The following is a 13517-nucleotide window of genomic DNA, read 5'->3' as shown; positions in this document are numbered from 1 at the left end:
AGTAACTAACAATTTCATGTTTTGAACTTCTTTTACTCGATAATCGAGATTTAAATGCTCCGTCTCGAGAAATCGGGATGCCTTGATAGCAAAAAAATGCTTCGTGGGTTTGCCTAAAGGTAGTTTACTTGAGTATCTTTGCACTCACTTAAAATACACTATGAAATTTGATTTGTTGAGTACCGATGCCGGTAGTAAAGCCCGGGCCGGGACCATTACAACCGATCACGGTAAGATTGAAACTCCTATTTTTATGCCTGTTGGTACAGTAGCTTCGGTTAAAGGAGTACACCAGCGGGAACTTAAAGAAGACATTAATCCCGATATAATATTGGGAAATACCTACCACTTATATTTACGACCCCAAACCGAAATTCTCAGGAAAGCCGGCGGTTTACATAAGTTTATGAACTGGGACCGAAATATTTTAACCGATAGTGGCGGGTACCAGGTGTATTCCCTTTCTGCAAGAAGAAAAATTAAAGAAGAAGGCGTAAAATTCAAATCACATATAGATGGTTCGTACCACGTTTTTACACCAGAAAATGTGATGGAAATTCAACGAACAATCGGTGCTGATATTATTATGGCTTTTGATGAGTGTACACCTTATCCCTGCGATTATAAATACGCAAAATGCTCTATGCATATGACGCATAGATGGCTGGACAGGTGTGTAAATCATTTAAAAAAAGTAGATCCTTTATACGGGTTTGATCAAACACTTTTTCCAATAGTTCAGGGAAGTACTTATAAAGATTTAAGAAAACAATCGGCTGAATATATCGCTTCAGTTGGCGCTGAAGGAAATGCGATTGGTGGACTTTCTGTAGGAGAACCCGCTGAAGAAATGTATGCGATGACGGAGGTTGTTACTGCAATTCTTCCGGAAGATAAACCACGATATTTAATGGGCGTGGGAACTCCTATTAATATTCTGGAGAATATTGCTTTAGGCGTAGATATGTTTGATTGTGTGATGCCTACCAGAAATGCCCGTAACGGGATGCTTTTTACAGCTCACGGTACTATTAATATTAAAAACAAAAAGTGGGAAGACGATTTTTCTCCCTTAGATGAAATGGGAACCACTTTTGTAGATAAAGATTACAATAAAGCATATGTTAGACATTTATTTAGTGTGAATGAACTTCTCGGCAAGCAAATTGCTACTATTCATAATCTCGGATTTTATATGTGGTTGGTGCGTGAAGCCAGAAAACATATCTTAGCTGGAGATTTTACCACCTGGAAGAATATGATGGTAAAACAAATGGACAAAAGACTTTAGAATTTGAAAATTTTAGATTGGTACATATTAAAACGCTATCTGGGAACTTTTTTCCTAATGCTTTTACTATTTATACCAATTGGAATTACGGTTAATCTTGCTGAAAAAATTGGAAAGATCCTGGATAATGAAGTGCCTTTTATAGAAGTAGCCCTTTATTATGTAGACTTTACGATCTATTTTGCCAATTTATTATTTCCGCTTTTCTTGTTTTTATCGGTTATTTGGTTTACCTCCAAACTCGCCAATAATACCGAGATTATCGCATTTTTGAGTAGTGGGGTTTCCTTTTGGAGGTTCTTAAGACCTTATCTTATTGGCGCAACTATTGTTTGTATTTTAGCGCTGATTCTTGGAATGTTTCTCGCGCCAAAAGCCAGTAAAGGTTTTAATGAATTTAAATACGAATATCTAAAGAAAGGAACCGAAACCCAGGAGACCAGGGATGTTTATCGGCAAATAAATGACAACGAATTTATTTATGCCAGTCATTTTCAGCCATTAGGGAAATCGGCGCGAAATTTTACTTTAGAACATTTTGAAGGAAATAAACTTGAATATAAGATAAGTGCTTCCAGCCTAAGATTTAATCCGGAAGACACCACTTATTCCTTAACTAATGTAAATAAGCGGATTATAGGAGTTGATGAAGATTCTATTATTCATCAAAATAAACTGGATACTATTCTGCCTTTTGAATTTGATGAATTAACCCCTGAAACTTATATTGCAGAGACTCTAAATTATACCGAGCTAAACGAATTTATTGAGCAAGAACGCCGTCGAGGTTCTGGAAATATAAACCGATATCTTGTGGTTGCCTATAAAAGGTGGAGTATTCCTGTTTCAGCATTTATTTTAACGATTATTGCCGTGGCAGTTTCTTCTATGAAGCGTCGGGGAGGTATGGGTGTAAATCTTGCTGTGGGAATAACTTTAGCCTTTATATTTATATTTTTCGATAAGGTTTTTGGTACCATGGCCGAGCAGTCTACTTTTTCGCCATTAATTGCCGTATGGTTTCCAAATATCAGTTTTGGAATTCTCGCTATTTTCCTACTTTATAGAGCCAAAAGATAAGTCGGGAAATTTCTCAAAATTTAATGGTCTTTCTGTATAATTCTTCCTTTTAAAGTTTGTTATATTTGTAAGCTAATAAAAAACAAACCATAACAACTTATGGAATATTTAGAATTTGAATTACCCATTAAAGAGTTGGAAGAGCAGTACGCAAAAGCCTGTAACATAGGTGAAGAGAGCGATGTTGATGTTACGGCTACCTGCAGGCAAATTGAGAAGAAATTAAAGGAAACCCGAAAAGATATATATAAGAATTTAACGGCCTGGCAACGGGTTCAGCTTTCCCGGCATCCTAACCGCCCTTATACTTTAGATTACATAAATGCAATTTGTGGTGATACATTTTTAGAGCTCCACGGCGATAGAAATGTAAAAGACGATAAAGCGATGATTGGTGGTCTTGGTAAAATAGAAGACCAGAGTTTTATGTTTATTGGCCAGCAAAAAGGCTATAACACTAAAACCAGACAGTATAGAAATTTTGGGATGGCAAATCCTGAGGGTTATCGTAAAGCTTTACGTTTAATGAAGTCTGCAGAGAAGTTTGGACTTCCTGTGGTAACATTTGTAGATACTCCAGGAGCTTATCCTGGGCTTGAAGCTGAAGAACGCGGCCAGGGAGAAGCTATTGCCCGGAATATCCTGGAAATGACAAGGCTTAAAGTGCCAATTATTGTAGTTATAATTGGAGAAGGTGCCAGTGGAGGTGCTTTAGGAATTGGGGTTGGAGATAAGGTAATGATGCTTGAAAATACCTGGTATTCTGTAATTTCACCTGAATCCTGTTCTTCTATTCTTTGGCGTAGCTGGGAGTATAAAGAACAGGCAGCAGATGCTTTAAAGCTTACTGCCAAGGATATGAAAAAACAGAAACTGATAGACGAAATTGTAAAAGAACCAATTGGTGGTGCTCATAGTAATAGAGAGGAAACTTTTAATACGGTAAAAAATGCAATTTTAGGAGCTTATTCTGAATTTAAAAACTTATCACCAACAGATTTGGTGAATAAAAGAATGGATAAGTATTTAGATATGGGAGTTTTTAAAAGCTAAAACCTTACATACCATAACTTCTTAAATTTCCGAAACCTTGGTTTCGGTTTTTTTTGCACTTATCAACACTATTATTAAGTTTTCAACAGGTGAATTGTTGATTACCGGTTAATTAAGTAACCGATCTAATATTAAGATGCTCTTAACAAATTTTATACTTTCGTGATATGGATAAAATGACCGCCCCGCAGCAATTTTCAGCAAAAAAAAGTAACGTAATTAGCCTTGAAAAAGGTAAAATCCCCCCGCAAGCTGTTGATTTAGAAGAAGTTGTGTTGGGAGCCATGATGATTGATAAAAAAGGGGTAGATGAAATTATTGATATCCTTAGCCCCGATGCTTTCTATAAAAACTCCCATAAATTAATTTTTGAAGCCATACATAAACTCTTCGAAAACACGGAGGCGATTGACTTATTAACCGTTTCTAACCAATTAAAGAAAGATGGTAATTTTGAAAAGACCGGCGGCGATTATTACCTAATTCAGTTAACTCAAAAAGTATCTTCTTCGGCACATATTGAGTTCCATGCGCGTATTATTCTTCAGAAATATATTCAACGTAGCCTTATTAAAATCTCCAACGAGATTATTGAAGAAGCTTATGATGAATCTACCGATGTTTTTGATCTCCTGGATAGTGCCGAAGCAAAATTATATGAAGTAACCCAGGGGAATATTCAAAAATCTACAGAGACTGCACAGAGTTTGGTAATTCAGGCGAAGAACAGGATTGAAGAGATCTCTAATAAAGAAGGTTTAAGCGGTGTGCCGTCAGGATTCGATAAGTTAGACCAATTAACTTCCGGTTGGCAACCCAGTGACCTTATTATTGTTGCTGCACGTCCCGGGATGGGTAAAACGGCCTTAACTTTATCTATGGCTCGAAACATTGCAGTGGGTCAAAATATGCCGGTGGCGTTTTTCTCACTGGAGATGTCTGCTGTACAGTTAATTACCCGATTAATTTCTTCGGAAACCGGTCTTTCTTCAGAGAAATTAAGAACCGGAAACCTTGAGAAACACGAATGGGAGCAGCTTAACGTAAAGGTAAAAGATCTTGAAAATGCCCCTTTATTTATTGACGATACGCCTTCACTTTCAATATTTGACCTTAGGGCAAAAGCCAGGAGATTAGCTTCACAGCACGGTATTAAACTTCTTGTAATTGATTATTTGCAGTTAATGACTGCCGGTGGAAGCCAAAAAGGTGGCGGGAACAGGGAGCAGGAAATCTCTACTATTTCAAGAAACCTGAAAGCCCTTGCTAAAGAATTAAATATTCCGGTTATTGCACTTTCCCAGTTATCCCGTGCGGTTGAAACCAGGGGAGGAAGCAAGCGACCATTGCTATCTGACCTTAGGGAATCTGGAGCGATTGAGCAGGATGCCGATATTGTTTCCTTTATTTATCGTCCTGAATATTATAAAATTGAAGAATGGGATGATGAAGAAAGAACGCCAACCGATGGGCAGGGTGAATTTATCGTGGCCAAGCACAGAAACGGTGGACTGGAAAATATACGACTTAAATTTATTGGTCATCTTGGTAAATTTGATAACTTAGAAGAGTTCGATTCGCCTTTTGAATATCATTCTAAAATGAATACCGGCGGAAATGAAGAAAATGAGTTTGGATCTCCAAACCTGCCTAACCCAAGCGCAAATGAAGCCTTTGGCAGCTCAATGAACAGTGGGTTTAATAATGATGACGATGACGAAGTGCCATTTTAAAATTTCTAATAAAATAAGAAAGAATACCTTAAATAATATATTTCTAAAAGACCAGAAAAGCGGCAAAATAACCGTTCTTCTGGTCTTTTTTGTTTTGCTATTTTTAAATGGTTTGAAGGTTTCAGCTTCTCAACTGCTTATTCCTATGGGTGAAGATTCCCAAAAGAATCATTTAAAAGCCTATGGCATAACCTACTTTGCTTTAGAGGAAGAATTAGAAGTTAGGTGGTTGCTTAATTATCGTGGGGGTTCGTTTTTAATTTCAGATACCGAGTTATTAAGAAAAGAATGCAAAATTAGGGGTGTTTCTTTTGAAGTAATTAGCGATTCAAAAACCCAATCTATTCTTGAAGAAATTAGCAGTCCGTCGCAAAATATGGAAACCGTGGTGTTAGAGAAAGCGCCAAAAATTGCGGTGTATTCTCCACAGGGGAATAAACCCTGGGACGATGCGGTGACGATGGCGCTCACTTACGCTGAAATTCCTTACGAAACCATCTATGATGAAGCGGTATTAAATGATGCTTTGATTTTATATGATTGGTTGCACTTACACCACGAAGATTTTACCGGCCAGTACGGAAAATTTTATAGAACATTTAGAACTACGCCCTGGTATATCCAGGAAAAACAAGAAGCTGAAGCTTTAGCACAAAAGTTGGGCTATAATAAGGTTTCCGAAGAGAAATTGGATGTAGCTTTAAAAATTAGAGATTATGTTGTTGGCGGCGGCTTTATGTTTGCGATGTGCAGCGCAACCGATAGTTTTGATATCGCCCTGGCTGCTAAAGGAGTTGATATAGCTGAAACTATGTTTGATGGCGATCCCAGTGAGCCCGGTTATCAATCTAAAATAGATTTCAGTAATACTTTCGCGTTTACCGATTTTACGTTAGAACGAAGCCCGATGGTCTATGAGTTTTCTTCTATAGATATGACTGCTAAAAGAAATATTCCGAAGGAAACTGATTATTTTACCTTAATGGATTTTTCTGCTAAATGGGATGTGGTGCCAACGATGCTTACACAGAATCATACACGCCTGGTTAAAGGATTTATGGGGCAAACTACTGCCTATAATCCCGATAATATTAAGGCTAATGTTTTGGTGATGGGAGAAAGCAAGTTAAATGGTGAAGCGCGTTATATTCATGGAATAAAAGGAAAAGGCTTTTTCACCTTTTACGGTGGGCACGACCCTGAAGATTATCAGCATAGAGTAGGGGATCCAAAAACCGAACTGGAATTACACCCAACGTCTCCCGGTTATAGACTTATTTTAAACAATGTGCTTTTTCCGGCAGCGAAGAAAAAACCACAAAAGACTTAAACTGAAACTAAGTCTTTTATTGGAAATACTAAGTGTGGTCAACTTAAATTTTGTGGTATTTCTGATATTAGATTTGACTAATGTAATTACCTTGTCTTCTTCAGTATATGGAATATTATTAATTTCAGTAGGAATTTTAAGTGCTACAGGAATTTATCTAAAAGAAAGTAATAAAAAGTAACTATGAAATTTTTTCAGAAGGAAATAAAATTAAAAGCGAGATCAAGAGGTTTTCATATCGTAACCGATGAAGTGCAGCAGCAACTTCCCGAATTAAAAGAGATTAATTCAGGAATGCTACATGTTTTTATAAAGCATACTTCTGCAGGAATAACCATTAACGAAAACGCTGATTCTACGGTGCGGGAAGATTTTGAGAGTCATTTTAATGAAATGGTGCCCGAAGATATGCAGTATTATAAACATACCTTAGAAGGATCAGATGATATGCCGGCGCATATCAAGGCTTCCTTGCTGGGAAATTCACTTCAGATCCCTGTTACTAATGGAAAATTGAATTTGGGAACCTGGCAAGGAATTTATCTGGCAGAACATAGAGATAATGGCGGTTCCCGAAAATTGGTTTTAAGCCTTTACGGGGTTTAAGTTTAATAAATTATATAAGATTTATCGGTTTATTTAAGAGAACGACAGGAGTATAGAAGCCTAGGTACAAAGCTGAACAATAGAAATATATTTCACTGATTATTGTAGAAGAATTTTCGTGTATTAGTGGCAAAATAATATGCCATTTATTATTTATAAAAGTCGTTTAAGTATTTGATCAGAAATTAAATCAATCACTCGTCAACTCCTTATCTGGAAAATAAAAACAAAAAAATCCGGCTCAAAAGAACCGGATTTTTAAATAAGAGAGTATAATTATTTGTATTTACTTTACTTTATCTACAACTGCTTTAAAAGCTTCTGGATGGTTCATCGCCAAATCGGCAAGTACCTTACGGTTTAAACCTATTCCATTTGCTTTTGCAGCTCCCATAAATTGAGAATAAGACATACCGTGTTGACGGGCTGCGGCATTGATACGCAATATCCATAGTGAACGGAAATTACGTTTCTTTACTTTGCGGTCTCTATATGAGTAAAGCATTGCTTTCTCTACCGCGTTTTTAGCTACTGTCCAAACGTTTTTACGACGTCCGAAGTAACCTTTTGCTTGCTTAAGAACCTTTTTTCTTCTGGCTCTCTTCGCAACTGAATTTACTGATCTTGGCATATTTGTATGTGTTTTGTAGCAGGCGGTCGATTATCGACTCTTTTAACTTAAACTTCAAGCTACCTCACTGAGTGTAGTAGAAGTGTTGCCCAACTCCAGGGTTTTTAAATTATTTAAACCGTTAAGAGCTTATTGTTACTTTAAACGCAACATAAGTTTAACATTGTCCTTATCAGCATCATGTACTAATGTACTGTGCGTTAAGGCTAGCTTACGTTTCTTTGACTTCTTTGTTAAGATGTGACTTTTAAACGCGTGCTTTCTTTTTATTTTACCAGTACCGGTAAGCTTAAAACGCTTTTTGGCACTAGATTTTGTTTTCATTTTCGGCATGTTATCCTCTTTTTATATTATAACTCTCTTATTACTTTTAATTTTATTTTGCTTTTCTGGGAGATAAAAACATAGTCATACGTTTTCCTTCCAGTTTTGGCATTTGTTCTACTTTTCCAAGTTCTTCAAGATCTTGAGCTAATCTAAGCAATAGGATTTCACCTTTATCCTTAAATACGATAGATCTACCTTTAAAAAATACAAAAGCTTTTAGTTTTGCGCCATCTTTTAAAAATTTCTCTGCATTACGTTTTTTAAACTCGTAATCGTGATCATCGGTATTAGGACCAAAGCGTATTTCTTTTACAACAACTTTACTCGCTTTGGCTTTCATTGCCTTTTCGCGCTTCTTTTGTTCATAAAGAAACTTTTTATAATCCATCGCTTTTACCACCGGGGGTTTTGCATCTGGAGATATTTCTACCAAATCCAAACCTAAATCTTCGGCTATGGTTAATGCTTCTTTGGTGGGATAAACCCCCATTTCTACATTATCACCTACAAGGCGAACTTCTTCTGCCCTGATTTTTTGGTTAATCCGGTGTTGATCCTCTTTAACTGCTCTAAGCGGTCTTTTCGATTTTTTTCTACGTATTGCTATGGCTGATCTATTTTTGGTTAAACTTCAAACGTCTTCAACGTTTTTTTAATTTCCTTATTTATAATTGCGGCAAAGTCTTCTACCGGCATAGTGCCAATATCGCCTTCCCCTCTTTTTCGTACAGAAACCGTACCATCCTGTTCTTCCTGTTCCCCTATAATCAACATATACGGAAATTTGTTCATTTCGGCTTCCCTTATTTTCTTACCAATGGTTTCATTTCGGTTATCTGCCAAAGCGCGAATTTCGTTATTTTCCAGCAAAGTTAAAACTTTTTGGGCGTATTTTTCATATTTCTCACTGATTGAGAGCACCATAGCCTGTTCGGGCATTAACCACAATGGGAAGTTACCTGCTGTATGTTCCAGTAAAATAGCGATAAAGCGCTCCATACTGCCAAAAGGAGCACGGTGAATCATTACCGGACGGTGTGTCTCATTGTCACTTCCTTTATAGGTAAGTTCAAAACGTTCTGGCAGGTTATAATCTACCTGAATGGTGCCAAGTTGCCAGCTTCTGCCAAGTGCATCTTTCACCATAAAGTCTAACTTAGGGCCGTAAAAAGCGGCTTCCCCGGTTTCAACAACATAATTAAGACCTTTTTCTTTAGCTGCATTAATTATGGCAGTTTCAGCTTTTTCCCAAACATCGTCAGATCCTATATACTTTTCTTTATTCTCTGGGTCTCTTAATGAAACCTGTGCTGTAAAGTTTTCAAAACCTAAAGAATCGAATACATATAAGGTAAGGTCTATTACTTTTTTGAATTCTTCATCTAATTGATCTGGAGTACAAAAAATATGTGCATCATCCTGGGTAAAACCTCTCACTCGCGTTAACCCGTGTAATTCCCCGCTTTGTTCATAACGATAAACGGTGCCAAATTCAGCAAAACGTTTTGGGAGATCGCGGTAACTCCAGGACTTCGCGTTATAAATCTCACAGTGATGCGGGCAGTTCATAGGTTTCAATAAAAATTCCTCACCTTCATTAGGAGTTTTGATTGGCTGAAAACTGTCTTCGCCATATTTAGCATAGTGTCCTGAAGTCACATAAAGTTCTTTTTGACCAATATGCGGACTTACCACCATTTCGTAACCCGCTTTCTTTTGCGCCTTTTTCAGGAAATCTTCCAGGCGTTCTCTTAAAGCAGCTCCTTTTGGAAGCCATAACGGTAGTCCCTGTCCAACTTTCTGAGAAAAAGTAAATAATTCAAGTTCCTTACCAAGCTTACGGTGATCTCTTTTCTTAGCTTCTTCAAGCAGTTCTAAGTATTCCTTTAATTCTTTTTGCTTCGGAAATGAAATTCCATAAACCCGGGTTAACTGCTGATTGTTTTCATCGCCCCGCCAGTAAGCTCCGGCAACACTCATTAATTTCACGGCCTTAATAAAGCCGGTATTTGGAATATGGCCGCCGCGGCAAAGATCTGTAAAGTTGTCGTGATCGCAGAAAGTGATTTCACCATCTTCCAGGTTCTCGATTAATTCAACTTTAAACTGATTATTTTGTTCCTTATAATAGGAGAGCGCATCTGCCTTAGAAACTTCGCGAAGTTTAAAATCATGTTTTTCGCGAGCAATCTGAAGCATTCTATCTTCGATTTTCTTAAAATCGTTTTCCGAAAGCTTGTGTTCACCAAAATCTACATCATAATAGAATCCATTTTCTATGGCCGGTCCAATAGTTAATTTAGAACCGGGGTACATTTCTTCTATCGCCTGGGCCATTACGTGTGAGGTAGAATGCCAAAAGGCTTTTTTACCTTCATCGTCTTTCCAGGTAAATAAGGTTAAACTGCCATCTGTTGTTAACGGCGTAGAAACTTCTACAATATTATTATTGAATTTTGCTGAAATTACGTTTCGGGCCAGTCCAGAGCTAATGCTATTAGCAACATCCATTGGAGTGGAGCCTTTTTCAAATTCTTTTATACTGCCATCGGGCAAGCTTACCTTAATCATGTATATGTAGTTTTAATGAGCGCAAAGATAATAGGTTGATTTTGCCTGCGCAATATACTTATATATAAAGGAGGATATTTATTGCTGAAATATTAAAAAGAAGTGGTTTTTCTTTATTCTGAAACATTAACTTTTGTCATCCTGTTATTTCTTCAAAATTTTTTTTATCTTACAAGTTCCTTTTATAGAGAAGATTAGAAATTAGTTTTAAGATTTCTTTAAAAAATTGTTTCCAGGGGCTTGCGGGGGAAGAAAACAGCAGTATATTTGCACCCGCTTTGAGACACAACGAGGGTTGCGGGATAAAGCGGAGAAGTTCATTACATATTGGGATACGGTGTTTTTTTAAGGTTGAAAAAAGCTTAAAAAAATAAAAGTAAAAAAACTTATTTTTTTACTTGCCAGAAACAAAAGAGGGTGTATATTTGCAGCCGCAAAAACAGCGAAGGATTTGTAAGGAATCCGAGCTATTTTTAAGTTCTTTTGAAGGTGTTGCTTTTTAAAAATAAAGTCAAAAATTTTTCTAAAAAATATTTGGTGTATAACTAAAAAGTAGTGTATATTTGCAGCCGCTTACAGACTGAGCGAGTTCCCAGAAATATTGAAAAGAAATCCCGGGTGGGTGCGTAAAGCGATAGGGTTCGAGTCCTTAGGTTTCGGCAAGAATATCCCGAATAAAATCGGGGAAGTTCATTGATTTATTGAATTGACAGCGCGTACATTTTTCGAGAGAAGAATGATACAAATAATTTAGAATTAAGACTAGAGAAGTCATCTTTGAGTACAGACGTTTGATTGTTGTAATTATATTAAGAAACAACGATGAAGAGTTTGATCCTGGCTCAGGATGAACGCTAGCGGCAGGCCTAACACATGCAAGTCGAGGGGTAACATTGGTGCTTGCACCAGATGACGACCGGCGCACGGGTGCGTAACGCGTATACAACCTACCTTTTAGCAGGGAATAGCCCAGGGAAACTTGGATTAATGCCCTATAGTATGGTGATCTCTCCTGAGATTATCATTAAACATTTATGGCTATTAGATGGGTATGCGTCCTATTAGTTAGTTGGTAAGGTAACGGCTTACCAAGGCAGCGATAGGTAGGGGTCCTGAGAGGGAGATCCCCCACACTGGTACTGAGACACGGACCAGACTCCTACGGGAGGCAGCAGTGAGGAATATTGGACAATGGGCGAGAGCCTGATCCAGCCATGCCGCGTGCAGGAAGACTGCCCTATGGGTTGTAAACTGCTTTTACAGAGGAAGAACCACTCCCACGTGTGGGAGTTTGACGGTACTCTGCGAATAAGGATCGGCTAACTCCGTGCCAGCAGCCGCGGTAATACGGAGGATCCAAGCGTTATCCGGAATCATTGGGTTTAAAGGGTCCGTAGGCGGGCAGTTAAGTCAGTGGTGAAAGTCTTCCGCTCAACGGGAGAACTGCCATTGATACTGATTGCCTTGAGTTATTATGAAGTGGTTAGAATGAGTAGTGTAGCGGTGAAATGCATAGATATTACTCAGAATACCGATTGCGAAGGCAGATCACTAATAATATACTGACGCTGATGGACGAAAGCGTAGGTAGCGAACAGGATTAGATACCCTGGTAGTCTACGCCGTAAACGATGGTTACTAGCTGTTCGGATCGATTAAGATCTGAGTGGTTAAGCGAAAGTGATAAGTAACCCACCTGGGGAGTACGTTCGCAAGAATGAAACTCAAAGGAATTGACGGGGGCCCGCACAAGCGGTGGAGCATGTGGTTTAATTCGATGATACGCGAGGAACCTTACCAGGGCTTAAATGTAGTCTGACAGGAGTGGAAACACTTTTTTCTTCGGACAGATTACAAGGTGCTGCATGGTTGTCGTCAGCTCGTGCCGTGAGGTGTCAGGTTAAGTCCTATAACGAGCGCAACCCCTGTGGTTAGTTGCCAGCGAGTAATGTCGGGAACTCTAGCCAGACTGCCGGTGCAAACCGTGAGGAAGGTGGGGATGACGTCAAATCATCACGGCCCTTACGTCCTGGGCCACACACGTGCTACAATGGTAGGGACAGAGAGCAGCCACTTCGCGAGAAGGAGCGAATCTACAAACCCTATCACAGTTCGGATCGCAGTCTGCAACTCGACTGCGTGAAGCTGGAATCGCTAGTAATCGCATATCAGCCATGATGCGGTGAATACGTTCCCGGGCCTTGTACACACCGCCCGTCAAGCCATGGAAGCTGGGGGTACCTGAAGTCGGTCACCGCAAGGAGCCGCCTAGGGTAAAACTGGTAACTGGGGCTAAGTCGTAACAAGGTAGCCGTACCGGAAGGTGCGGCTGGAACACCTCCTTTCTAGAGCAATGTTTAGCTGATTTATCAGTGATAACAACGCGCAAGAATCAAAGGGAAGTTCTTAAAGACCTTTTTTGGTCTTGATTCTAAGCTGTCGATTTAATATTTAAGAAATTGTATGGTGTATACTGTGGGATGTAGGTTGGATTATTCAATATACATTTTATAGTATTCATTACACAAAGGACAGTCTCATAGCTCAGCTGGTTAGAGCGCTACACTGATAATGTAGAGGTCGGCAGTTCGAGTCTGCCTGAGACTACTACCGAAGTACGAAGTACACGGTTAGAAGTTAGAAGGTGCAGAGGAGATTGAAGTTCATTACAAATTGAAAGGAAATTTTAGAAGTTGGGTAACCCAGTTTGCAGTAAGCAGTAGCAGTTAGCAGTAATAAAGACTGCGTACTAAGTACTGACCACTGCCAACTAACAATGGGGGATTAGCTCAGCTGGCTAGAGCGCCTGCCTTGCACGCAGGAGGTCATCGGTTCGACTCCGATATTCTCCACAATTCCTTTAGATTTAAGGGGGATAGGTATTACAAACATCAG

The 13517-nt window shown here is 38.7% G+C and carries 10 protein-coding genes, 2 tRNA genes and 1 rRNA gene; 9 read left to right on the top strand and 4 right to left on the bottom strand.

Going from position 1 to position 13517, the window contains the following annotated elements; all coding sequences use genetic code 11:
- Positions 1–160: 160 nt before the first annotated feature.
- From tgt to B5488_RS07185, 6 genes are all read left to right on the top strand, one after another.
- The gene (tgt, locus tag B5488_RS07210) at positions 161–1291 is read left to right on the top strand and encodes a tRNA guanosine(34) transglycosylase Tgt (protein WP_079734649.1); all 1131 of its coding nucleotides are present in this window, start codon (positions 161–163) and stop codon (positions 1289–1291) included.
- 3 nt (positions 1292–1294) lie between these two features.
- Positions 1295–2371, top strand: coding sequence for an LptF/LptG family permease (locus B5488_RS07205; RefSeq protein WP_079734648.1), 1077 nt, complete (start codon positions 1295–1297; stop codon positions 2369–2371).
- Between the two features lie 99 nt (positions 2372–2470).
- Complete coding sequence (locus tag B5488_RS07200; protein ID WP_075327587.1) at positions 2471–3424, top strand: acetyl-CoA carboxylase carboxyltransferase subunit alpha; 954 nt, start codon at positions 2471–2473, stop codon at positions 3422–3424.
- A gap of 167 nt (positions 3425–3591) precedes the next feature.
- Positions 3592–5157: a replicative DNA helicase gene (dnaB, locus tag B5488_RS07195; protein WP_079734647.1), complete on the top strand. Its 1566-nt coding sequence runs from the start codon at positions 3592–3594 to the stop codon at positions 5155–5157.
- 145 nt (positions 5158–5302) lie between these two features.
- Positions 5303–6487 carry an asparagine synthetase B gene (locus tag B5488_RS07190; protein ID WP_079736551.1) on the top strand — a complete coding sequence of 395 codons (1185 nt, stop codon included), beginning with the start codon at positions 5303–5305 and terminating at the stop codon, positions 6485–6487.
- A gap of 183 nt (positions 6488–6670) precedes the next feature.
- Positions 6671–7093 carry a secondary thiamine-phosphate synthase enzyme YjbQ gene (locus B5488_RS07185; RefSeq protein WP_079734646.1) on the top strand — a complete coding sequence of 141 codons (423 nt, stop codon included), beginning with the start codon at positions 6671–6673 and terminating at the stop codon, positions 7091–7093.
- A gap of 286 nt (positions 7094–7379) precedes the next feature.
- Here the strand turns inward: B5488_RS07185 and rplT are convergent, their stop codons facing one another.
- The 4 genes from rplT to thrS form a co-directional block, all read right to left on the bottom strand.
- Positions 7380–7724: a 50S ribosomal protein L20 gene (rplT, locus tag B5488_RS07180; protein ID WP_079734645.1), complete on the bottom strand. Its 345-nt coding sequence runs from the start codon at positions 7722–7724 to the stop codon at positions 7380–7382.
- 135 nt (positions 7725–7859) lie between these two features.
- Entirely contained in the window at positions 7860–8057 is a 198-nt protein-coding gene (rpmI, locus tag B5488_RS07175; RefSeq protein WP_037319922.1) for a 50S ribosomal protein L35, read from the bottom strand.
- A gap of 43 nt (positions 8058–8100) precedes the next feature.
- Positions 8101–8652, bottom strand: a complete 552-nt coding sequence (gene infC / locus B5488_RS07170) for a translation initiation factor IF-3 (RefSeq protein ID WP_075327583.1) — start codon at positions 8650–8652, stop codon at positions 8101–8103.
- Positions 8653–8675: 23 nt separating this feature from the next.
- Positions 8676–10622 carry a threonine--tRNA ligase gene (thrS, locus tag B5488_RS07165; protein WP_079734644.1) on the bottom strand — a complete coding sequence of 649 codons (1947 nt, stop codon included), beginning with the start codon at positions 10620–10622 and terminating at the stop codon, positions 8676–8678.
- Between the two features lie 819 nt (positions 10623–11441).
- Between thrS and B5488_RS07160 the strand changes: the two genes are divergently transcribed.
- The 3 genes from B5488_RS07160 (at position 11442) to B5488_RS07150 (ending at position 13474) form a co-directional block, all read left to right on the top strand.
- Positions 11442–12967 (top strand): 16S ribosomal RNA (locus B5488_RS07160).
- A gap of 188 nt (positions 12968–13155) precedes the next feature.
- A tRNA-Ile gene (locus B5488_RS07155) sits at positions 13156–13229 on the top strand.
- A 171-nt stretch (positions 13230–13400) separates the two neighbouring features.
- A tRNA-Ala gene (locus B5488_RS07150) sits at positions 13401–13474 on the top strand.
- Positions 13475–13517 lie beyond the last annotated feature (43 nt).

Source organism: Salegentibacter salegens, from assembly GCF_900142975.1.
Taxonomy (GTDB): Bacteria; Bacteroidota; Bacteroidia; order Flavobacteriales; family Flavobacteriaceae; genus Salegentibacter; species Salegentibacter salegens.
The sequence above is the reverse complement of the archived record's forward strand: the minus strand, read 5'-3'. Positions and strand labels throughout refer to the sequence as shown.

What these genes read in the sequence shown, in the direction of transcription:
- tgt (WP_079734649.1), top strand. Translation starts at nt 161, where the DNA reads ATGAAATTTGATTTGTTGAGTACCGATGCCGGTAGTAAAGCCCGGGCC.
- B5488_RS07200 (WP_075327587.1), top strand. Translation starts at nt 2,471, where the DNA reads ATGGAATATTTAGAATTTGAATTACCCATTAAAGAGTTGGAAGAGCAG.
- dnaB (WP_079734647.1), top strand. Translation starts at nt 3,592, where the DNA reads ATGGATAAAATGACCGCCCCGCAGCAATTTTCAGCAAAAAAAAGTAAC.
- B5488_RS07190 (WP_079736551.1), top strand. Translation starts at nt 5,303, where the DNA reads ATGGGTGAAGATTCCCAAAAGAATCATTTAAAAGCCTATGGCATAACC.
- B5488_RS07185 (WP_079734646.1), top strand. Translation starts at nt 6,671, where the DNA reads ATGAAATTTTTTCAGAAGGAAATAAAATTAAAAGCGAGATCAAGAGGT.
- rplT (WP_079734645.1), bottom strand. Translation starts at nt 7,724, where the DNA reads ATGCCAAGATCAGTAAATTCAGTTGCGAAGAGAGCCAGAAGAAAAAAG.
- rpmI (WP_037319922.1), bottom strand. Translation starts at nt 8,057, where the DNA reads ATGCCGAAAATGAAAACAAAATCTAGTGCCAAAAAGCGTTTTAAGCTT.
- thrS (WP_079734644.1), bottom strand. Translation starts at nt 10,622, where the DNA reads ATGATTAAGGTAAGCTTGCCCGATGGCAGTATAAAAGAATTTGAAAAA.